Raw genomic sequence first — 23,364 nt, forward strand, 5'->3', positions numbered from 1 at the left:
AGGATCTGTGGCTGTTTCACAGACGGGTCAATATTATTTAGTAATGGCAGTGCAAATGCTGCGGTTTTACCTGTACCCGTTTGAGCTAGTCCCAGTACGTCCTTTCTTTCTAGCAATAACGGTATACATTGAGCTTGGATTTCAGATGGTGTCTTGTAACCCAACTCTTCAACTGCCTTCAAAATTGCAGGAGAAAGATTTAGAGATTCAAACGTGACTGGTTCTGACATTAATACGCCTCAACGAATTTAAAGAGGCGCGCATTATATAGGATTCGCGAGTCAAATGCTTGTATAAATTGAAACTAATTTCTATGTGCTTGATGTTGGTCTAAATTTAACCAGTTTAATTTGGGGTTTATTAAACTGGTTAACATATTTAATACAAAGCTTATTTGTACAAGCCTAGGTTTTCTTTTGCGTAAGCTTCAAATTCTGTAAATCCACCGATGTGATTTTGATCAACAAAAATTTGTGGAACGGTAGGGCAAGGTTTACCTGCTGACTTTTCAAGGTCGGCTTTACTAATGCCTTCTTTAATTATATCGATGTAGCGAAATTTAAAGTCATCACGTTCATTCGATAGTTGCTCCGCAACATCTTTTGCACGGACACAATATGGACAACCTTCACGGCCAAAAATTACAGTTAACATAGCTTTCTCCTCAATTTGATTAAAATCAGTTTAAATGATTGAAAAATTATTTAAAGCAAAAAAAATCGATTGCACCATTCTAATAAAAACCATAAATCAAATATTGCATAGCAATATGATTTGCAAAATGCGAATGAAAGACTAAAACACTGTCTGTCTAATACTTAAGTATATGAATGCAATTGTGTTTACAGGAATTAATTTGTGGCACATAACTTGATGATTAAGAGCTATACATTGGGTTAACGAGAATACTTTATGAATATTAATAGTCACGTTTTAGAAATTATCCAAGGGGTAATCGGTAAACATTGTGAAACCCAAAATAGAAATTTTTCAATTACTTTAATTAACAAGTTGCAATGTAACTACGTTTGTTTGCAAATTCCTCTTGAGCAAATGATTGCGCAATGCGAGGAGTTTCTCATTCCAGCGCTAGCATCCGTAAAGCAGAGCTTTTTACTTAACCTAGAAGCAAATATACAAGGGGTTAGTCTTCATTACCAGGTTGATGATTCTGACCAAGTAAACACGCTGGATTTTCATGGGCTTTTAGCTACAAAAGAGTCTGTTAGTTTGGCGCTTGATATTAGCCAAAATATAGACGTTCTAACTGATTGTGAGGCGTTATTTAAAAGTTGTTTAAAAACATCGGACAAAACCCATGATCGATATGGCTTAAATTTTAAATTATTCAATAGCACTTTTAAGGAAGCGGTACAGATTGAGGATTTACGTCATCTTAGTGGTGACGCGCTAACTGACAAACTAAATGGTGACAGCATAAATAGACACATAAAGTTATGCACTATTAGCGACATTAGTGGGCTGAGCCAAGAAAATAAACTATCTCAAAAAATATTAGGTTGGCCATTTTTTGATACAGATCTAATTACTATTTTAACAACATTTCATATGCAAACACGTTTATCTGTATTAGTGGCGGATGATAGCTTACCAAGCCAAATTGCAACAAAAGTAATGCTCGAAATGCTGGGCTGCTTAGTAACATGTGCAGGAAATGGCGCTAGTGCTTTAACGCTTGCTCAAAATGAACCATTTGATTTACTGCTCTTAGATGAGCGCATGCCAGGAATGTTTGGCAGTGACGTTGCACAGCAATTGGTGAGTCAAAATACGCCTAATAATGATACACCCAAAGTTATTTTAACGGGGCTAACAGGGGATGAGCAGATAGCTGAGTTATTTGAAAAAGGCATTACGCACTATTTACAAAAGCCAGTGACCAAAGCAGTGCTCGAAAAGTTTATTAAACCTTGGCAATTAGCGTCTTAAATTGGTTAATAAGGTGGCAATGATGCATGACTTTTCTAAAACAGCGCTTATTTTGATTGGTTTTCAAAATGATTACTTTTCACCAAAAGGTATTTTGTATGACGTGGTTGAAGAGTCATCAAGAATTACTGGCGTGGTAGAAAATACACTCTCTTTATTGGCCGCCTGTGCAGAAGAATTTGCGTTAGTTGTTAATACACCCATTCATTTTACGCAAAACTACAGTGAGCTTAAAAACCCGATTGGTATATTAAAAGCAATTGCAGATGTGGGCGCATTTAAAGCGGGTTCGTACGGTGCTCAAACCATTGAGCAGCTAGATTTTTTTAGCAATGTTATAGAAGTGGTGCCTGGGAAAAGAGGTTTAAATGCTTTTACACATACCGCTCTAGCGCAAAAGCTTAAAGAACAGGGTGTTACTAATGTTATTTTAGCCGGTACGGTGACTTCTATTTGTATTGACTCAACCGCGCGAACGGCTGTTGAACTTGGTTTTAACGTCACTATTTTAAGTGACTGTACATCGAGTCGCACTCCTTTTGAACAAACTTTTTACTGTGAAGAGGTTTTTCCTCTTTATGCGCGAGTTTGTGATAGTAAAACTTTTATTAAGCATTGGAGAGAGCATGGATAACAACGATGAACTACAAGTGCAAATCCAATATGCGTTGGTTGAAAAACTCTCCAATAGTAATCGACGTCAAGCAAAGCTATTAGCTATTTTAGATGAGTGTATTTTTGAGTGCGATAAACATTTAAATCTTACTTACATTAACGAAGCATGGAAGAAGAAACTAGGTTACTCAAGCGATTCATTAATTGGTTCTAATATTACTAAGTTAATGAATTGCGATGATATTATGCATTTTGTAGCATACAGTTGTTGCTTGCTTGAAGGAAGGCAAACTCCTAGTGTAGAAATACAAATAAAAAATAGTCTCGGACTCTTAAACTGGTTTGAGTTGAGACTAGTTTATGATGAAAAAAGCGGTTTTATAGGTTCACTCTATGACATTCAACGTCATAAAGACTCACAACTTTTGCTCACACAGCAGCAAAAATATGTAAAACGTTTATCGCTTGTTGCGAGCCATACAAATAACTTAGTAATAATTACAGATAAATTTGGCATAATTGAGTGGGTTAACAATAGTTTTGAAGTACTTACAGGTTACACCTGTGATGAGGTTATAGGCACCAGTCCTGGTCAATTACTGCAAGGGCCAAAAACATGTGAAAAAAGCCGTAAGGTCATGTCTCATGCCGTAAAAAATGGACTCCCTTTTCAAGTTGAAACCACAAATTACGATAAAAACGGTAACATTTATTGGGTTGCTATTGATGCAAACCCTGTGCGAGATGATGAAGGCCAAGTAAAGCATTTTATTGCTATAGAAACCAATATTACGCAGCGAGTTAAAGCCGAACAAGCAATGGCAGAGATAGAATATAATTATCACTCTGTCGTTGATAATATCCCTGATATTGTTTTACGCCTTGATACATTTGGTAATCTATTATTTATAAATCAAGCATGGCAGCGAGTTCTACACAGCAAGGTAGATGAGAGTCTTGGCTTACCTCTAATTAAGTTTATAGCTAAAGAGGATGTAGAAAAAATTAGTGATACTCTGCTTGATTATAAACAAGGTAAGCGCGACATTCGTCGCTTTGATATACGTTTAATTAATGCACAAGGTATAAATAACTGGGTCGAAATTACACTTACTCCAATTGTTGGTGGTTACGAAAGTGATTTATCATCAATTGCTGCGACACTTGTGGATATACAAGAGCGTATTGAAAGCGAGCAAATATTACTTGAAGCTAAACACCAGGCAGAAACCTTAGCGGAGTCAAAAAGCCGATTCATGGCAAATATTAGTCATGAAATTCGCACGCCATTAAATGCTGTGATTGGATCTGCAGATATTTTGCATCATACCGGTTTAACTTCTGAACAAATGCGTTATACACAAATGATTAAAACAAGTTCTGACGCGCTATTAAGTGTATTGGACGATGTATTAACGTACTCACGCTTTGAAGCACAGGCCATAACACTCAATAATCAGCCATTTAGTATTGATACGTGTATTGAAGAAGCAATAGATATAATTTCTCAAAGCGCTTTGCAAAAAGGGCTTGAGGTTATTTTTGATTTTTATCCTGATGTACCAGCTCAATTAATTGGTGATCATGCCCGTATAAGGCAAATAGTCATAAATTTATTAGCCAATGCGATTAAATTTACTCAACATGGTGTAATAACCGTTACTGTTAAGTGCACTCATATTGAAGGTAATAATTTAAACCTTTATTTATCTGTAAAAGACACGGGTATGGGAATTGCAAAAAATAAAATGGACAGTATGTTTATGCCTTTTATTCAATCTGATAATTCAATTACTCGAAAGCATGGTGGCAGTGGCTTAGGGCTTGCGATATGTAGGCAAATTTGTGATGTAGTAGGTGGAGATATTTCGGTTAGTTCTGAGTTTAATAAAGGAAGCGAGTTTATAGTTAATTACCCGCTGCAAATAGACACAACTGACTCAATTTTAAGAGAAGGGTTTGCAGCACGAAGTAAAAAGCCAAAAGTATGGATAGTAGGAAGTCACGAAATTCTAAAAACAGCCTTGGAGCATACGCTCACTCGGTTTTCTATCACTTTTGAACACTACGAAGTATGCCCAGATATACCCAAGTACGATAGTTTTCCTGATGCAATTGTATTAACTGATCCTCAAATGTTAGCCCAAACACGCGAGCGTATAAATACATACAACTCCCTTAATTCACCGTGTTTACTCATCCTAGATTTGCTAGGTAAAAGCTTATTACCGCAAAATATTAACGACAGAGAGCTTAGGTTAAATGGCCCTTATAAAGTATCGCATGTACTACGGGCAATTAGTTTATTAGAAGAGCAGCTGTTTCATTTGGATATTATATTTACCAATCGTGAGCAAAAAGAAACTTTAGAAAGCCCCTCAGGGTTAACTCAGTTAAGCGGAACCAATGTATTGGTTGCTGAAGATAATACAAATAATCAAATTGTAATTCGGCAGTTTTTAGAACAAAAAGGTTGCAGTGTACATATTGTTAGTGATGGTCAAGAGGCAATAATAAAGGCGCAAAGTGATGAAATCGATATTATTTTTATGGATATTCAAATGCCAATACTCGATGGGATTTCTGCAACTAAAGCAATCAGAAAATTAGGTATAGCCACCCCCATAATAGCACTCACTGCAAATGCGATTCATGGTGATAAAGAGCGATTTATAGACGCGGGGATGAATGACTATTTAGCTAAGCCAATTGTAAGTGAGATGCTTTATTTACTGCTTGATAAATATGCCCCAGAGCAGGTTATTGAATCTAAACATTTAAAGCTTTCTCGTTTAGTGCAAGTGTGGGAAAAGCTGAGTTGAGTAATGAAGGCTAGGGGCTATTTACTCTTTGTTGCTCGGTTTTTACTTATTCTTACATGGATGTAAGCCAGTAGGGTAACGCAGGAGCAGTTACCGAGCCCACTAGGTTACAAACCTCGCGCCGCGATTAAACCGCCTTTAGTTCGAACGAATTTTAATCCGCAATGATCAACAGTCCCTAATATTAAAAGTGGATTTGTGTTGTATAAATTTGATAAATGAAAAAATTGACCTAGTATTTTAGGAGTAAGTTAAATTTATTTTTTAGTATTTAATGAGTGTTTTATTATGATTTTTCAATTTGATTCGCAAATTGCAATTCAAAATAAAAATAAAACATTATGAACTTTATTTAAATCCTCAATCATACCTTTAATTTATTTTAACGACCTGATTTTATTGTCTTTTTACTTTTCTATAACGTTGTTATCTGGTTGGCACGACTTTCGCAATATATTAAATATCAAATCAAGACGAATTTAGTTAAATTTTTAAGGGGTGCAATATGCAAACAAACACAAAAGCCAAACAACAACCTAAAGGTAACAATTGGGTACTTACACCTGAAATTATGGTTTTGTCTATTTTGCTTGTTGCCACTTTAGTAGTCGGTATTACAGTTTTACGAGGTAGCGACTCAATTGAACCGCTGGCAGATATTCAGCCAATTACTTTTACACAAGCTGATGTTGAAAGCGCGCAGTTAATGAGTAATACATTCGACTCACAAGATACCAACTATGCACAAAATGTAACCGCTTCTAAAAACGACGACAGCGATACTCTTTCAAACTAGAGACTTTTGCGCAGGTAATTATTTATAGTTGCCTGCGTTTTTTTATGTTCCTACCATTAATTTAATTTTTATCCCTCCCCATAAAATCAGTTATATGCTCTTAAATTTAGATAGTATTTGACCTAAACAGGGTTTAATCAAAGCTTTCCCTTATCTCATCTGCAATTGCTCATATTAGCTTTAGTCAGCATCTATTAACTGGCTTATCTGTGCTTTATAAGCTCGGTTAAGCACTCATTTGCCAATTTAGTTGCATTGCAAACTGAATTGCAAAATGCGAATGAAATGGGTGAAATAGAGTTATTTTATTTTATAATTTAACCAATTGAATATATTGACTTTTATTCCTATTCCTTAGTATTTAAATTGGCCTGTAAATTGCTCGTTAATATAATAAGTCACTAAGAGTGAAAACCGGAGCAAAATCATGAGTGCGTTTAAATACCTAGAATCGGAAAGCCCTGTCAACCTAGCAAGATGGCATGAACTAGAAAGAATTATGTCTGATGCAATGCAAAATAATTATTTTAAAATGGTGTATCAACCGCTTGTGTCATTGGGTTCTGGAAAGCTGGTCGGCTTCGAGTCGTTAGTAAGGTGCCAATCTCCGCGTTTTGGTATTGTTGGCCCAGATGAGTTTATCCCTCATGTAGAGCAATCGGGAATGATTTTAGAATTAGGTGACTGGATTTTTGAGCAATGTTTGTCTGATTTAAAGCAGATGCGACATTTTGGTATGACAGATATAGCCGTTTCTTTAAATATCTCGCCGGTGCAAATTTTAGATGGTGATGTGTTTTCAAAAGTAATGGCTTTACTAGAAAAGTACCAAATACCACCACAGGCTATTAAAGTAGAATTAACGGAAACAGCGCTCATTCATAGTCCTGATAAAATAGCTAAGGCGTTTGAAAACTTCCATAATGAAGGCGTAAAGGTGTGGATTGATGATTTTGGCACTGGGTACGCATCTTTAGGTCTACTTCGTCAATTTGATATTGATGGTTTAAAAATTGATCGCAGTTTTGTAAGTGGTATTGCAACTGACAACGAAGACTTTACGTTATGTAGCGCAATTATTGCGATGGCTCAACGATTAGGTTTACAAACTGTAGCTGAAGGTATTGAGGAGAATGAGCAATTACAAATATTAGAACAACTTGGTTGCGATATTGCTCAGGGGTACCTACTAGATAAGCCGCAAACACTAACAAAAAGTATTAATACTTGGGCTCTGTAAATGTTTATATTCATTTTGATTTGCAAAATGCAAAAAATAAATTACTCTTAAATTACAACCATTACATTTTATTAATGTACAAAGATTTAACTCACCCAAAGGTTACTTATGCCTATATCAGAGCAGTTTGTTGATAAAAGTATTACCGAGCTAAATGTATTAACTCAACTCGAAAAAGATGTTGGGACAACCGTGTTAGCTCGCTTAATTAACTTATTTATTGATGAATTAGTCACTATGGCTGACCAATTAGATACGGCAATTAGTAGTGAAGATACTATAAAAATTAAAGAAGTAATGCATGTCTTAAAAAATTCAGCAGCTTTATATGGAGCATCTTCTTTAGCTGCATTAGCAACACAATTACACGATTCGCCACCGTCAACTACACAAGAAAACTTGCACGCAGCGCTTGTTATTAAACACAACTTGGATAAAACCCGAGATGCGTATCAAATAATGAGTAATAGTATAGCTATCTAGGAGAAAGCCGTGTCAGATATAATTGATAAAGGTCTTGTTTATATTGTTGAAGATAGCATTGCCAGTGGTGCTTTATATGCAAGTCAGCTCGAACAGGCTGGTTTCCAATGTAAACACTTTACAGATGGGTACTCTGCTTTAGTAGGTATTAAAGAAAAAATGCCTGCGGTTATAGTACAAGACGTATGCTTGCCAGATATAAGCGGGCTTGAGGTATTACAATTTGTAAATAAGCAGAAAAATCCTGCTAATGTGGTCATGATCACCTCAAACAGCTCTATTGATATTGCAGTGGAAGCAATGCGTTTAGGCGGTTTTGATTTTTTAGAAAAACCTTTCACAAGTCAACGACTAATTAGTTCAGTAGAGAGTGCGTTAACACCCAAAGAAAAAACTAAAGTACAACCTTTGGTTGAAAACAGTGATAAAAATCAAGATTTTGTTGGTGAATCACTGGCAATGAAAACTGTTTTTAGACTGCTAGATAGCGCAGCTAGAAGCAAAGCATGCGTATTTATTACAGGTGAAAGTGGAACCGGTAAAGAAGTTTGTGCACAAACTCTTCATGACGCAAGCCCCCGAAATAAAGGGCCGTTTATTGCTATAAACTGTGCCGCTATCCCTGCTGAGTTATTTGAATCAGAATTTTTTGGTCATGTAAAAGGTGCATTTAGTGGAGCGTTAAGCGATAGAAAGGGTGCTGTTGAAGTGGCCAACGGCGGTACCTTATTTTTAGATGAATTATGTGAAATGGAACTTAACTTACAAGCAAAGTTATTACGCTTTTTACAAACAGGCATTTTTAGTAAGGTTGGTAGTAGCGAAGTATTACACAGTGACGTTCGTTTAGTCTGTGCAACAAACAGAAATCCTATAATAGAAGTAGCAGAAGGGCGTTTTAGAGAAGATTTGTATTATCGTTTAAATGTTATCCCAGTAAAGCTACCCCCTTTAAGAGATCGCGGAGGCGATATATTACTGCTTGCTGAGTATATTCTGAAACAAAAAAGCGATAGTAATGCAAAGCAGTTTATTGGCTTTTCTGATGATGTTAAGGCGCTTTTTTGTAACTACGATTGGCCAGGAAATATTCGCGAACTACAAAATGTAATTGAAAACACAGTCGTTATTAATGATGGCGATGTAATTGAAAAGAACATGTTACCAAGCTCATTTGGACTAGGCGCTGTGAAGCACTCGATATCCGCTAAGTCAGTTCACAATACAAACGAGCAGAGTGTTCAATTATCGCCTATGTCTGTTCACGATATAGAACCTTTGTGGCAAGTTGAAAAAAGGGCGATTGAAAATGCAATTAAAAGCTGTGAAGACAATATTCCTCTTGCTGCTGCTTATTTAGGAGTTAGTGCATCTACCATTTATAGAAAAATAAAGGGATGGTCTTAAAGTTATAATCGATTTTTAATTACACTTTTCAGGTTGAATTAATAAAAGTTACCCTAAGCTCTATAGGTAAGAGCAAATTAATTTTTAGCCTGAAACAGTAAAAGGAGATCGCAATGAGTAACACTAGTTTAAAACCTGCGGATATTATGCCATCACTAGTAGTGAGTGATGTTGATGAAAACAAAGTAGATTTAGTTGATAGAGTAAGTGACTCTCCTTGGAAGATGATTGTTGTGTATCGAGGCCAGCACTGCCCTAAATGTACTGCGCAACTTAACGAGCTTGCTAAAGTTCATAAAGACTTTAAAGATGCTGGTGTTGAAGTGGTTGCAGTAAGTGGTGATAGCCATGAGCAGCTCGATAAACACCTTGAAAAAATAGATATTAACTTCCCAATTTACTATGGTCTAACAATCGAGCAAATGACCGATTTAGGACTACATATCAGCGAGCCTCGCAGTGATGCAGAAACTGATCATCCATTTGCTGAGCCAGGCATTTTTGTACTGAATGAAAAAAATCAGCTTCAAATGGTCGATATATCAAACAGCCCATTTGTTCGTCCTGATTTAGAGCAACTGCTAGGTGGGATTAAGTTTTCTAGAGAAAAAGACTATCCAATCCGAGGCACATTTATTAAATAACATTCATTTTAGATAGTTTAAAAAGGCACTTTTTAGTGCCTTTTTTTATTTATTTTTAATTTTTTTAAATTACTCTATTGAAAACAATTTTGCCGTCCATATATAGTTAAGTAGGATGCCTGATGGGTCCTAAATTAAACTTAAATAATTGAAAATTATATTATTAATTAAACTTTGCTTGAGCTTGTTCAATAGGAAAGCACATGCAAAATATCGCTTAAATATGAGGATATTATTATGCGTACAGTAGACTTATCACCACTTTATCGTTCATTTATCGGCTTCGAACATTTAGCATCACTCATGGATGCGGCAGCTAATACAGATAAGCAGCCAAGTTTTCCTCCTTACAACATAGAAGCACTCGATAAAGACAAATACAGAATCACTATGGCCGTTGCCGGCTTTAGCGATAACGAATTAACCATAGAGTCAGAAAATAACACATTAAAAGTTACAGGTACTAAAGCAAATAAAGATGAAAACGCAGAGCGTAAATTTATTCATCAAGGTATTGCTGAGCGTAACTTTGAACGTAAATTCCAGTTAGGAGATCATGTAAAAGTACTTGGCGCAGATTTAGCCAATGGCTTACTAAGTATTGACTTAGAACGCGAAATTCCTGAAGCGCTAAAACCACGTAAAATTGAAATTGGTAATAGCAATCTAATAGAAGGTAAATAATCTTCTAAAGTACATATTCCCCTGATTACTTAGCCGCCTCATTCGAGGCGGCTTTTTTGTTTACAGCGCTTCTAAATTATTAAGGTAGTAGGTTGCTTGTTGCAGAGTTTGTTCTTGAAGTATTTTTTCTTGTTTATCCCAGTTTTTATATACCATACCGATACGCGGATTCTTTTCTAGCCTGTCTCTGTGTCTATTCATGAAGTGCCAGTATAGGCTATTTAGCGGACATGCTTTATCGCCTACTTTTTGTTTAACATCATACTGACAGCTTTTGCAGTAGTCGCTCATCTTATTAATGTAGTTACCGCTTGCAGCATAAGGTTTAGTTGCAATTATTCCATCATCGGCAAACTGGCTCATTCCTCGGGTGTTAGGCATTTCTACCCATTCTATGGCATCGATATATACACCCAGGTACCAGTTATCTACGTCGTCAGGGTTTATTCCTGTAAGCATGCAAAAGTTTCCAATAACCATTAGGCGCTGAATATGGTGGGCATAAGCGGTGTCAATACTTTGTTTTAATGAGTGGCTTAGGCAATTCATTTTTGTGGAGCTATTCCAAAAATAGGATGGTAGTGTGTTTTTGGCTTGTAGTTGGTTTTTAACAGCGTAGTCGGGCATGTTAATCCAATAAATGGCACGTACATATTCTCTCCAACCTAATATTTGCCTAGTAAAGCCCTCTACTTGCGAGAGGGATATTTCACTGGGCCTTTGTTCGTATTCTCTTATTACACGTTGGATTACATATAACGGGTGGAGTATTTTTGCGTTTAGGGCAAACGACAATCGGCTATGATACAAGCTGGTATTATTTTTACTTTGATCTGTCATAGCGTCCTGAAAGTGACCAAAACAACTAAGTAAATGCTCGCAAAAGTATTCGAGAGATTCAATGGCTTGTTTACGCGTTGTTGGCCACTCTAGTGTCTGATCAGCTATTTCGCCAAAGTAAACTACCTTGTGCTTATTTAAGCGAGAAATGATGCTTTTGACATCATTATTAAATAGCTTAGGTTTTGGTATACACGCTAAGTCAGCTTTGGAAAATTTATTACGATTATTACTGTCAAAATTCCATTTGCCACCGGTTGGCTTAGCACCATCAACTAATATATTAAACTGCTTACGCATAGCACGATAGAAGTGCTCCATTGTCACATGTTTGTTTTTTGTAAAGCGTGTTTTTATATCGGTGAACGGTAATAAAAAATGTTCGGTATCCGTGGCAATTACATCAAATGAGTTATCACTTTTAAACTTAGCTAATTGAGACTTAAGCCTAAACTCATCAGGGTATTGATATTCAATCGTTTCGCATTGGTACTTATCGGCAATGCGCTTTAGTAATTCAATTAAGTCTTTGTCGTCAGCAGTATCATCAAGTGTTAAATGCAAAACATTAAAACCTGCCGTTTTTAATGCAGTCGCAAAGTTTTCCATAGCATTAAAAAAAGAACACAATTTCTGGATGTGATGCTTAACGTAGTCGGTTTCTTGTTTTAGTTCTGCGATGAGATAAAGCGTGTCGTCGTCTTTTTGTTTGTACCATGAATGAGATGGGTTTAGCTGATCGCCTAGTATTAGTCTGAGTGTTTTGTGATAGGTCATAGTAAAGCCAAATTTTTTTATACGGATATATTTAATTAAACGATCGTTTTACTATTGGAATGTGGGTGAATAATAGCCATAAAATGAATTATTTCAAAAGTGTGCTAATTTTTAATGCAGGGAATTGGTTATTCTTTAAGTTTTAATACAATAACTATTTATAAGTATAAGCCCGGTGATGGCGGTTTGAGTTTGACTAACATCCTCGTATTGAAAAACAAAGTTAATAAAAAGATATGTTGAACTAAAGTGTTTAAATTAGTTTGATTTAGGTAGAGGTTGAGTCAGTAAAGCAGTCCTCTCAAAAAAGTGTATATCTAAATTTTATTACTTTGCTTTTGTTGCATTCTTTGTTGTAACGAAATGACATTAGACACATCAAATAGAGTACTACTGGCAAAACTCTCAAAGTACCTAAGTGCTTTTTTCCAAGCTAACTGGCTCTCAGGGGTAAAGTGCCTACCAAGATGTTCCTTAAGGGTTTCGTAAAAAACGTCAGATAAAAGTGTAATGTCACTTTGTGAAACACTGCTGTTTTTTAGATACATTAAATGATGTGCTAAAAAAGGAGCTACCGATGCTGGTTTATCTAAATGCTTAACAATTCGTTCTAACACACAAAAGAGGGTGAAACTCTTTTCGTTAAACTGCAAGGCCGTTGGATAATTCATCTCAATGCTAGATTCAGCTAATTTGCTATGAAACCGAGCCGTAAATGCATGAAAATTTGGCTTAATAATTGTTAAGTTATTTAACAATGCTGATTGTTGTTGATTCATTTCTATCTCGCTGCAGTGAGTAATAACTATTATTATCAAGTAGGATAAAATTGATTATAGCGGGCAGTTGAAATTCTGCACGTTTTTTTTAGTGTTAAAGTATGGGTTTTAGTTATATCAATTTATTTTCTAGTAAACAGTAAGCATTTGAAACATATTTTAAGCATATTAAAGTTATTCAGATTCGACTTGTTTGATTTTCGTCCGATGCAATAAGTTATTATATTTTATGACTTAAATATGGGTATTTTATAAAGTTGACTGATTACTTATGTTACTTACATATACATTAAATTAGCATCTTGACGAATTGGAAATTTTATAAACTAATTGCGTATTATAGTTGCTAATTACCCCACACATCCTTATAATAGCGGCCATTGTTTAGTGTGTTGTAAAACAGCTAACAGCGATATTAAATTTAAGGTTTGATATCTATTGGCGCGGGATGGAGCAGTCTGGTAGCTCGTCGGGCTCATAACCCGAAGGTCGTCGGTTCAAATCCGGCTCCCGCAACCAATTCTACTAGTAAGTATTATCTTACTAATTTATATCGCGCATTCTAAGTAATGCGCGTTTTGCGTTTTAGGCTATGTAGTTTAATTAGGTCAGTTTACTGACTCGCAACCAAGCTTGGCCCTAGGCCACACAGTTTTATGCTTTATTGGTGTGACGCCCCGCTTGGTTCGGGGCGTTGTTGTATCTGCACCTTACGATTTGTGGCAATTGTCATCAAATTAAAATTTAAACTTAGTATTTTAGGGCTATAAGCCCTTTTTTTGTTTGTATGGAGGATTTTCGTGACAAAACTTGAACAAGATTTAGTAACCATGTTAACGCCTGCGGTAGAAATGTTAGGCTTTGAGTTGCATGGTCTTGAATTTGTGCAAGCGGGTCGCCATTCTACCTTAAGAGTATATATTGCTCATGAGGATGGGATCTCAGTTGATAACTGTGCGGATGCAAGTCGCCAAATTAGTGCGATTTTAGACGTCGAAGACCCAATTACAAATGAATATGATTTGGAAGTGTCGTCTCCTGGTGTTGATCGTCTATTATTCAAACAAGATCACTACGAGCAGGCGCAAGGAGAGGAAGTACGCGTGCGTACTAAACTTCCACAGGATGGTCGTCGTAATTTTAAAGGCGACTTAGTAGCAGTTAGCAACGATATGATCACACTATCTAGCGATGGTGAAGAGCATCTGATCATGCTTAGTAACATCGAACGTGCGAATTTAATCGCGAAGTTTTAAATTCGAGTGCGAAGGAATAGGGCAAGCGAGGCATTACCCATGGCAAAAGAGATATTATTGGTTGCTGAAGCCGTTTCCAATGAGAAAGCGGTTCCAAAAGAAAAGATTTTTGAAGCTCTAGAGTTCGCTCTAGCGACAGCGACAAAGAAAAAACACGATGGCGAAATTGAAGTACGTGTAGCAATTGACCGTAAAACCGGTGATTACGATACGTTCCGCCGTTGGCAGATTGCCGCTGTATTAGAAGATGGTTCTTTAGAGAATCCATACAGCGAAATCACTCTAGAAGCAGCACAGGTTGAAGAACCTGATTTGCAAATGGGTGATTATGTTGAAGAACAAATCGACTCAATCAAATTTGACCGTATTACAACACAAATGGCTAAGCAAGTTATCGTACAAAAAGTACGTGAAGCTGAGCGTGCTTTAGTTGTTGATGCATACAAAGATCAAGTAGGCGAGTTAGTAACAGGTGTAGTTAAAAAAGCAACGCGTGACTCTATTGTTCTTGATTTAGGCAATAACGCAGAAGCAGTAATTTACCGTGATGATATGTTACCACGTGAAAACTTCCGCCCGGGTGACCGTATTCGTGGCCTTTTATATGAAGTTAAGCCTGAAGCACGCGGTGCACAATTATTTGTAACGCGCTCTAAACCTGAAATGCTAATGGAATTATTCCGCATTGAGGTGCCAGAAATTGGCGAAGAGATGATTGAGTTACGTGCCGCAGCACGTGATCCAGGTTCACGCGCTAAAATTGCTGTTAAATCTAACGACAAACGCATTGATCCAATTGGTGCATGTGTTGGTATGCGTGGCGCACGAGTTCAAGCTGTATCGTCTGAGCTTGGTGGCGAACGTGTTGATATCGTACTTTACGATGACAATCCAGCACAATTTGTTATCAATGCAATGGCGCCTGCAGAAGTTGCTTCAATCGTAATGGATGAAGACACTCACTCAATGGATATCGCTGTAGAAGCCGATAACCTAGCGCAAGCAATTGGTCGTAATGGTCAGAATGTTCGTTTAGCAAGCCAATTAACTGGCTGGGAACTAAACGTTATGACTGTTGAAGATATGCGTACTAAAAATGAAGCTGAATCTGATAAGTTACTTAACTTATTCACTGAAAATTTAGATATAGATGATGAGTTTGCATCATTACTTATTAACGAAGGTTTCTCGACACTTGAAGAAGTGGCGTATGTACCAGCGTCTGAATTTTTAGAAATTGATGGTCTTGATGAAGAGACTGTAGATCTTCTGCGTTCACGCGCAAAAGATGCACTAACAACTAAAGCACTTAAAACGGAAGAAAGTTTAGATGGCGCAGAACCAGCTGAAGACTTACTTGCGCTTGAGGGATTAGAGCGTCACTTAGCATTTGTTATGGCAAGCAAGGGTGTTGTTACACTTGAAGACTTGGCAGAGCAAGGTATTGACGAGTTAGTTGATATCACTGAGCTTACACCTGAAAAAGCAGGTGAGCTTATTATGGCTGCACGAAACATTTGTTGGTTTGCAGACGAGTAATTTATTAACGGAGGTATTACACACTATGGCAGAAGTAAATGTTGAAAAACTAGCCGGCGATATAGGTACGACTGTTGATAAATTGCTACAGCAGTTTTCACAAGCAGGTATCACTAAGCAAGCAACTGATAACGTAACAGAAGCTGAAAAAGCAACGTTACTTGATCATTTAAGCAAGCATCATGGCGGTACAGGTTCAGATGGTCCAGCGCGCATGACTTTACAGCGTAAGAGCAAAAGCACACTAAGTGTGACTGGCTCTACGGGTAAAGCAAAAGATGTTCAAGTTGAAGTTCGCAAAACACGTACCTATGTGAAGAAAAGCGCAATGGAGCAAGAACAAGAGCAAGCACGCTTAGCCGCTGAAGAAAAAGTACGTCTTGAAGAGCAGCAAAAAGCTGAGCAAGAAGCCGCAGAATTAAAAGCGAAACAAGAGGCAGAGCGCAAGGCGAAAGAAGACGCTGACCGTAAAGCCAAAGAAGAAGCCAAACGCAAAGCTGATGCAGAGCGTAAAGCGAAACAAAAGCAGATGACCCCAGAGCAAAGTGCTAAGTCTGAGAAAGATCGCATAGAAGCTGAGCGTCTGCAAAAAGAAGCAGAAGAGGCCGCATTGAAGAAAGCTGAAGAAGAAGCGAAACGTCAAGCAGAAGAAGCAAGAAAGCTAGCTGAAGAGAATTCAGCACGCTGGAAGAAAGAAGAAGAAGAACGTAAGAAACGCGAAGAAACCGCGGATCACCATCTTACGACTTCTACTTATGCACGTGAAGCAGAAGATGTTGCCGATGCTCGTGATGAGCAAGGTACACGCCGTGCTAAGAAAAAGAAAAAAGCGCCAGCAAAAGATAAATTTGCAGCGTCAAGAGGCCGTAACAAGTCTAAGTTAAAAGCACCAGCATCGCTGCAGCATGGTTTCCAAAAGCCAACTGTTGATGTTAAAAATGAAGTGCGTATTAGCGAAACAATTACAGTAGCCGAGCTTGCATCACGCATGGCCGTTAAAGGCGCTGAAGTTGTTAAAACAATGATGAAAATGGGCGACATGGTTACTATTAACCAAGTGATTGACCAAGAAGCTGCACAACTAGTTGCAGAAGAAATGGGTCACAAAGTTATCATTGTTAAAGAAAACGAATTAGAGCAAACAGTACTTAATGACCGCCATGAAGATGGTAAGTCAGAGCCTCGTGCTCCAGTAGTAACTGTAATGGGTCACGTTGACCATGGTAAAACATCAACGCTAGATTACATTCGTTCTGCGAAGGTTGCTTCTGGCGAAGCCGGTGGTATTACACAGCATATTGGTGCATACCATGTTGATGTGAACGGCAATATGATTACCTTCTTAGATACTCCAGGACATGCTGCATTTACATCAATGCGTGCTCGTGGTGCTAAAGCGACAGATATCGTAATCTTAGTAGTTGCAGCAGATGATGGCGTTATGCCACAAACTAAAGAAGCGGTACAGCATGCACGTGCAGCTGGCGTTCCTTTAATCATTGCTGTAAACAAAATGGATAAAGAAGGCGCAGATCCAGATCGCGTTAAAAACGAACTAGCTCAGCTAGACGTTATCCCAGAAGAATGGGGCGGCGATACGCAGTACGTTCATATCTCAGCTAAAACTGGTTTAGGTATTGATGACCTTCTTGAAGCTGTACTTATGCAATCTGAGCTTTTAGAGCTTTCAGCCCCTACCGAAGGTATGGCTGCAGGTGTTGTTATTGAATCTCGTCTTGATAAAGGCCGTGGTCCAGTTGCATCAGTACTCGTTCAATCTGGTACGCTTAACCAAGGTGACATTGTATTATGTGGTCTTGAATATGGCCGTGTTCGTGCAATGCGCGATGAAAACGGTAAAGACATCAAGTCGGCGGGTCCATCGATTCCAGTAGAGATTTTAGGTCTTTCTGGTATTCCAGCTGCAGGCGACGAAGCGACTGTAGTTAAAGATGAGCGTAAAGCGCGTGAAGTTGCTTTATACCGTCAAGGTAAGTTCCGCGATGTTAAACTAGCACGTCAGCAAAAAGCTAAGCTTGAAAACATGTTTACTAACATGACTGAAGGTGATGTTTCTGAAGTTAACGTGGTACTTAAAGCAGACGTTCAAGGTTCTATCGAAGCAATCTCTGATTCACTAACTAAACTTTCTACTGATGAAGTAAAAGTGAAGATTGTAGGTTCAGGTGTTGGTGGTATTACTGAGACTGATGCGACACTAGCTGCAGCGTCTAACGCAATTGTAGTTGGCTTTAACGTTCGTGCTGATGCTTCTGCTCGTAAAGTGATTGATACTGAAAACTTAGATCTTCGTTATTACAGCGTAATTTATGCCTTAATCGAAGAAGTTAAGCAAGCCATGTCAGGCATGCTAGCACCTGAGTTTAAACAAGAAATCATTGGTCTTGCTCAAGTTCGTGACGTATTCAAGTCTCCAAAAATTGGCGCAATCGCTGGTTGTATGGTTACTGAAGGTGTTATTAAACGTAGCGCTCCAATCCGTGTACTACGTGAAAACGTGGTTATCTATGAAGGTGAACTTGAGTCACTTCGTCGCTTTAAAGACGATGTTGCTGATGTTCGTAACGGCATGGAATGTGGTATCGGCGTTAAGAACTACAATGACGTACGTGTTGGTGACCAAATCGAAGTATTTGAAACAGTTGAAGTACAACGTACTCTTTAATTGTTAGCTCGCTAAACTAATAAATGGGGGCTTAGCCCCCATTTGTGTATCCATTATTTAATTAGCTTATTATTAAATTTCAATAAGTTATGATTTTAGGACAAATGCAATGAGAGAATTTTCTCGCACTGATCGTGTTGCACAGCAAATCCAAAAAGAAATTGCTGTAATTTTACAACGCGAAATTAAAGATCCACGCTTAGGTATGGTGACAGTGTCAGCGGTAGAAGTATCGCGTGATTTATCTTATGCCAAAATTTTCATCACTGTGTTTAATACGCAAGATGAAGATGCAGCAAAGCAAAGCGCAAAAGTACTTAATGAAGCAACGGGTTATATTCGCTCGTTACTTGGTAAGCGTATTCGTGCTCGTATAATGCCTGAGTTAAAGTTTGTAGTTGATAACTCTCTAATGGAAGGTATGCGTATTTCTAATTTAGTGGATTCTATTATCCGCGAAGATAACGCAAAGCATGTCGATGAAAATGTAGAAAGTGTTGATGCTGATACTTCAGATAGTGAACAAAGTACTAAGCACGTAGAAGATACAGATAGCGAAGAAGGCACTGATACAGATGGCAAAGCGCAGTAAAGGCCGTGCAGTTGACGGTATCTTGTTGTTAAACAAACCGCAAGGCATTTCGTCAAATAAAGCATTACAGCAAGCGAAAGGTGTTTATTTTGCACAAAAAGCAGGACACACTGGGGCTTTAGATCCGCTTGCTACAGGTATGCTGCCAATTTGTTTTGGTGAGGCGACTAAGTTTACGCAATTTTTACTCGATACAGATAAAACCTATATCGTTCGTGCAAAATTGGGTGAGCGTACAACAACATCAGATTCAGACGGTGAAATTGTAAGTACGAAAGATGTGAATGTGACACGTGAGCAGTTAACAAAAGAAATTGCAGCTTTTGTTGGTGAGTCAGATCAATATCCATCAATGTACTCAGCACTTAAGTATCAAGGTAGACCATTATATAAGTACGCACGAGAGGGTATTGAAGTCCCTCGTAAATGCAGAAAAATAAATGTGTTTAGCTTATCGTTTGACGAATTTGATGAACAAAACAACGTATTACAAATGACGGCTCATGTATCCAAAGGGACGTATATTCGTACAATCGTTGATGATTTAGGCGAAAACCTAGGCTGTGGCGCACACGTTATAATGCTTCATAGAACTGCTGTTGGTCAGTATCCGGCAGATAAAATGGTTTCGCTTGATGAAATTGAAGCGTTGCTTGCTAAAGCGAAAGCAGAAGAGCTTGCGCCTTCGACTTATTTAGACTCGTTGTTATTACCTATAGACACTGCTTTAACTGATTTACCTGTTATTGAAATTTCGAAAGAGCAGGGCAATGTATTTAGTCATGGGCAAGCAGTCGAGTTACCTGAAGCTTTACCTGAGGGTGCAATTAAAGTTGTTGCGGATGGTGTGTTTATTGGTACTGGCGAGCGCAACTCAAGCGGCCATTTAAAGGTTAAGCGTGGTCTTGCTAGCCAGCAAGATGATTACGTAAAGCCTGAGTAAGCAATTAATGTGCCCAGCAGTGGCTTATTAGTTGTAGATGGGAATAATTAACTTGTAGTTATCCCCACAGTTGATAGAATACGCCCGCTTAATCGTTTTGGCTGAATTAGTGATCGGCTAAGACACCTTTTAAATTTAATTTTTGGAGTTACTATGTCACTAAGCAATCAAGAAAAAATCGATATCATTGCTAAATTTGCACGTGCAGAAGGCGATACAGGTTCATCAGAAGTACAAGTAGCATTACTTACTTATGATATCAACAAGCTTCAAGGTCACTTTGCTGATCACAAGCATGACTTCCACTCACGTCGTGGTCTGCTTCGTAAAGTAAGCACTCGCCGTAAACTACTTGATTACCTTAAAGGTAAAGATATCACTAGTTATACTGCACTAATCAAAGAACTTGGCCTACGTCGTTAAGAACTAGATTATAGAAATGGGAGCTTTTTAGCTCCTTTTTTTGTGCCTAAAATTTGTGTTTGAAAATAAAACAAATTTATAAACTTATTGAATTATATTGTAAAACTCCTATTTCATAGCTTATCAAGCATCCTTGTATTTACCCACTCATTAGCCCTGCTTAAATCTAGTAGCGAGTGTGTGTTGACCTTTCGTGATTAATTTTGCAGCTGTATGTTTGGTCTTTAGGCAAGGCAGCGCCTATGTAGTGTGGTTATTCCCCATAAATAGGCGATAACGCAGCATAAATGCCAAACATGCGCTGCCCTGCGGGTTCATCCTAGGGGCGATTAACTCTTTGTTGCTCGATTTTTACTTAGCCCACTAGGTTACAAATCTCGCGCCGTGATTAAATCGACCCTAGATTGAACAAATTTCAATCCACAAAGATCAACACACCCTAGACTCGCATTTTGAAGTAGCTTTGGTATATACTATGCGCGTAGGTAAAAAGGTTTATCTGCAATTATTCACATCATTGCCAATTGTAGTACTTAATTGATTTCCAACTGAATACAATTATGTACTGTAATTGGTACTTTGATGACAACTTATTAGAATACATTTAAGGAATATTTTAAGTGCAAGCAATTATTAAAGAATTCAAACTAGGTCAACATACAGTGACTCTAGAAACTGGTGCAATCGCTCGTCAAGCAGACGGCGCTGTACTTGCAAGCATTGGCGACACTTCAGTTTTAGTAACTGTTGTTGGTAAGCGTGAAGCACAACCTGGCCAAGACTTTTTCCCACTAACAGTTAACTACCAAGAGCGTATGTACGCTGCTGGTCGTATCCCTGGTGGTTTCTTAAAGCGTGAAGGGCGTCCTAACGATGGCGAAACTCTTATTGCACGTCTTATTGACCGTCCAATTCGTCCACTTTTCCCAAGCGGCTTTGTAAACGAAGTACAAGTTATTGCTACTGTTGTTTCTGTTAACCCTGAAATTCAACCTGATATGGTTGCGATGATTGGTACTTCAGCAGCACTTGCTATCTCTGGTATACCGTTCAGTGGTCCAATTGGTGCATCTCGCGTTGGTTACATCGACGGCGAATACGTACTTAACCCTACATTAAAAGAGCTTGAAGAAAGCCAACTTGATTTAGTGGTAGCTGGTACTGATAAAGCGGTACTTATGGTTGAATCAGAAGCTAACGTACTTGCAGAAGACGTAATGCTTGGCGCTGTTGTATATGGTCATGAGCAATCTCAAGCAATCATTACAGCAATCGAAGAATTTAAAGCAGAAGCAGGCAAGCCTACTTGGGATTGGACTGCACCTGAGAAAAATGTTGCATTAGAAGACAAAGTAGCAACTATTGCTGCCGAAAAAGTAGGCGCAGCTTACTTAATCACTGATAAAGTAGCGCGTAAAGAAGCTCTTGGCGAAGCTAAAGATGAAGTTGTTGCAGTATTAACTGCTGAACTTGCTGAAGGCGAGTCTTTAGACAAGCAAGAAATTGGCAAAATCTTCGGTTCACTTGAGAAGAAAATCGTTCGTGGCCGTATTGCTGCTGGCGAAAAACGTATCGATGGTCGTGAACCAGATATGATTCGTGCACTAGACGTAATGACTGGCGTATTACCGCGTACTCACGGTTCTGCTATCTTTACACGTGGCGAAACTCAAGCGTTAGTAACAGCGACACTTGGTACAGAACGTGATTCACAGTTAATCGACGATTTAACTGGTACTCATAAAAACCACTTTATGCTTAACTACAACTTCCCTCCATTCTGTGTAGGTGAAACTGGTTTTGTTGGTTCTCCTAAGCGTCGTGAAATCGGCCATGGTAACCTTGCTAAGCGTGGTATTTCAGCTGTAATGCCTACACTTACTGAGTTCCCTTACTCAATCCGTGTAGTATCTGAAATTACTGAATCAAACGGTTCTTCTTCAATGGCGTCTGTTTGTGGTACTTCACTAGCACTTATGAACGCGGGTGTACCAATTAAAGCATCTGTTGCTGGTATTGCGATGGGTCTAGTTAAAGAAGACGAAAAATTCGTTGTTCTTTCTGACATTTTAGGTGATGAAGATCACTTAGGTGACATGGACTTTAAAGTTGCCGGTACTGCTGCGGGTATTACTGCACTTCAAATGGATATCAAAATCGAAGGTATCACTCAAGAAATCATGCAAATTGCGCTTAAACAAGCAAAAGCTGCACGTTTACATATCTTAGAAGTGATGGATGAAGCGATTTCTGCTCCTTCTGAAGAGCTATCAATGTTTGCTCCTCGCATATATACAATGAAAATCCCACAGAAGAAAATCGCTGAAGTTATTGGTAAAGGTGGCGCAACGATTCGTCAGCTTACTGAAGAAACTGGTACAACGATTGAAATCGGTGATGACGGTACAATTAAAATTGCCGCTACAGATGGCGAAAGTGCAGCTAATGCAATTAGCCGTATTGAGCAATTAACAGCTGAACTTGAAGTAGGTACTATCTACGAAGGTAAAGTTGTACGTATCGTAGACTTCGGTGCGTTTGTAAACATTCTTCCTGGTAAAGATGGTCTAGTACATATTTCTCAAATTAGTACTGAGCGCGTTAATAACGTGGCTGATCACCTTAGCGAAGGTCAAGAAGTTAAAGTTAAAGTACTAGAAGTAGATCGCCAAGGCCGTGTACGTCTAAGTATTAAAGAAGCAATGGAATCAGCAGCATCTGCAGCTGACGCGCCAACTGACGCGTAATTGCTAACTTATTAATCTAGTTATATTAGCTAGATAGTAAAAAAGGGGCTGTTTAGCCCCTTTTTTTATGCTTTAATGAAACCTTATTGGACAAGGTCTGTCTTATATTAATCGCGATATATCTTGGTATTAAGGATTTTA

General features: G+C 38.2%; 20 protein-coding genes and 1 tRNA gene. 17 read left to right on the forward strand and 4 right to left on the reverse strand.

The window, feature by feature from the left end:
* Positions 1–230 (reverse strand): DEAD/DEAH box helicase (locus EU510_RS17350; protein ID WP_149594515.1); only part of this gene is annotated, 230 nt, incomplete at its 3' end.
* Positions 231–390: 160 nt separating this feature from the next.
* On the reverse strand, positions 391–654 hold the full coding sequence (locus EU510_RS17355) for a GrxA family glutaredoxin (protein WP_024595981.1): 264 nt from the start codon (positions 652–654) through the stop codon (positions 391–393).
* Between the two features lie 258 nt (positions 655–912).
* Here EU510_RS17355 and EU510_RS17360 point away from each other — a divergent pair, with 258 nt between their 5' ends.
* From EU510_RS17360 to EU510_RS17400, 9 genes are all read left to right on the forward strand, one after another.
* Complete coding sequence (locus EU510_RS17360) at positions 913–1,950, forward strand: response regulator (RefSeq protein WP_262501246.1); 1,038 nt, start codon at positions 913–915, stop codon at positions 1,948–1,950.
* 22 nt (positions 1,951–1,972) lie between these two features.
* Positions 1,973–2,584, forward strand: a complete 612-nt coding sequence (locus EU510_RS17365) for an isochorismatase family cysteine hydrolase (RefSeq protein WP_149594516.1) — start codon at positions 1,973–1,975, stop codon at positions 2,582–2,584.
* Positions 2,577–5,387 (forward strand): PAS domain-containing hybrid sensor histidine kinase/response regulator, encoded by a 2,811-nt coding sequence (locus EU510_RS17370; protein ID WP_149594517.1) that lies wholly within the window; start codon positions 2,577–2,579, stop codon positions 5,385–5,387. Before EU510_RS17365 ends, EU510_RS17370 begins: the two co-directional genes overlap by 8 nt.
* Before the next feature lie 505 nt (positions 5,388–5,892).
* Positions 5,893–6,183, forward strand: coding sequence for a hypothetical protein (locus tag EU510_RS17375; protein ID WP_149594518.1), 291 nt, complete (start codon positions 5,893–5,895; stop codon positions 6,181–6,183).
* 427 nt (positions 6,184–6,610) lie between these two features.
* Entirely contained in the window at positions 6,611–7,423 is an 813-nt protein-coding gene (locus tag EU510_RS17380; RefSeq protein ID WP_262501247.1) for a putative bifunctional diguanylate cyclase/phosphodiesterase, read from the forward strand.
* 108 nt (positions 7,424–7,531) lie between these two features.
* Positions 7,532–7,906 carry an Hpt domain-containing protein gene (locus EU510_RS17385; RefSeq protein ID WP_149594519.1) on the forward strand — a complete coding sequence of 125 codons (375 nt, stop codon included), beginning with the start codon at positions 7,532–7,534 and terminating at the stop codon, positions 7,904–7,906.
* A gap of 9 nt (positions 7,907–7,915) precedes the next feature.
* Positions 7,916–9,313 carry a sigma-54-dependent transcriptional regulator gene (locus EU510_RS17390; protein WP_149594520.1) on the forward strand — a complete coding sequence of 466 codons (1,398 nt, stop codon included), beginning with the start codon at positions 7,916–7,918 and terminating at the stop codon, positions 9,311–9,313.
* Between the two features lie 113 nt (positions 9,314–9,426).
* Positions 9,427–9,957 (forward strand): peroxiredoxin-like family protein, encoded by a 531-nt coding sequence (locus EU510_RS17395; protein ID WP_149594521.1) that lies wholly within the window; start codon positions 9,427–9,429, stop codon positions 9,955–9,957.
* Positions 9,958–10,194: 237 nt separating this feature from the next.
* Positions 10,195–10,641 (forward strand): Hsp20 family protein, encoded by a 447-nt coding sequence (locus EU510_RS17400; protein ID WP_024595972.1) that lies wholly within the window; start codon positions 10,195–10,197, stop codon positions 10,639–10,641.
* A 60-nt stretch (positions 10,642–10,701) separates the two neighbouring features.
* Here the strand turns inward: EU510_RS17400 and EU510_RS17405 are convergent, their stop codons facing one another.
* Both EU510_RS17405 and EU510_RS17410 read right to left on the reverse strand, forming a co-directional pair.
* Positions 10,702–12,258: a cryptochrome/photolyase family protein gene (locus EU510_RS17405; protein ID WP_149594522.1), complete on the reverse strand. Its 1,557-nt coding sequence runs from the start codon at positions 12,256–12,258 to the stop codon at positions 10,702–10,704.
* Positions 12,259–12,575: 317 nt separating this feature from the next.
* On the reverse strand, positions 12,576–13,037 hold the full coding sequence (locus tag EU510_RS17410; RefSeq protein WP_149594523.1) for a globin domain-containing protein: 462 nt from the start codon (positions 13,035–13,037) through the stop codon (positions 12,576–12,578).
* 442 nt (positions 13,038–13,479) lie between these two features.
* Here EU510_RS17410 and EU510_RS17415 point away from each other — a divergent pair.
* The 8 genes from EU510_RS17415 to pnp all read left to right on the forward strand — a co-directional run bounded on the left by EU510_RS17415 (position 13,480) and on the right by pnp (position 23,223).
* Positions 13,480–13,556, forward strand: a tRNA-Met gene (locus EU510_RS17415).
* A 281-nt stretch (positions 13,557–13,837) separates the two neighbouring features.
* On the forward strand, positions 13,838–14,293 hold the full coding sequence (gene rimP, locus EU510_RS17420; RefSeq protein ID WP_149594524.1) for a ribosome maturation factor RimP: 456 nt from the start codon (positions 13,838–13,840) through the stop codon (positions 14,291–14,293).
* A 39-nt stretch (positions 14,294–14,332) separates the two neighbouring features.
* Positions 14,333–15,832 carry a transcription termination factor NusA gene (gene nusA / locus EU510_RS17425; protein WP_149594525.1) on the forward strand — a complete coding sequence of 500 codons (1,500 nt, stop codon included), beginning with the start codon at positions 14,333–14,335 and terminating at the stop codon, positions 15,830–15,832.
* A gap of 25 nt (positions 15,833–15,857) precedes the next feature.
* Positions 15,858–18,518, forward strand: coding sequence for a translation initiation factor IF-2 (gene infB, locus EU510_RS17430; RefSeq protein ID WP_149594526.1), 2,661 nt, complete (start codon positions 15,858–15,860; stop codon positions 18,516–18,518).
* Positions 18,519–18,627: 109 nt separating this feature from the next.
* Positions 18,628–19,110, forward strand: coding sequence for a 30S ribosome-binding factor RbfA (gene rbfA, locus EU510_RS17435; protein WP_149594527.1), 483 nt, complete (start codon positions 18,628–18,630; stop codon positions 19,108–19,110).
* Positions 19,094–20,053 (forward strand): tRNA pseudouridine(55) synthase TruB, encoded by a 960-nt coding sequence (gene truB / locus EU510_RS17440; RefSeq protein ID WP_149594528.1) that lies wholly within the window; start codon positions 19,094–19,096, stop codon positions 20,051–20,053. The genes rbfA and truB overlap by 17 nt, the downstream gene beginning before the upstream one ends.
* A 153-nt stretch (positions 20,054–20,206) precedes the next feature.
* Positions 20,207–20,476 carry a 30S ribosomal protein S15 gene (rpsO, locus tag EU510_RS17445; protein ID WP_002958490.1) on the forward strand — a complete coding sequence of 90 codons (270 nt, stop codon included), beginning with the start codon at positions 20,207–20,209 and terminating at the stop codon, positions 20,474–20,476.
* Positions 20,477–21,096: 620 nt separating this feature from the next.
* Complete coding sequence (gene pnp, locus EU510_RS17450) at positions 21,097–23,223, forward strand: polyribonucleotide nucleotidyltransferase (protein WP_149594529.1); 2,127 nt, start codon at positions 21,097–21,099, stop codon at positions 23,221–23,223.
* Positions 23,224–23,364 lie beyond the last annotated feature (141 nt).

The sequence above is a fragment of the Pseudoalteromonas sp. FUC4 genome, from assembly GCF_008370255.1.
In the GTDB taxonomy this organism is placed as follows: domain Bacteria; phylum Pseudomonadota; class Gammaproteobacteria; order Enterobacterales; family Alteromonadaceae; genus Pseudoalteromonas.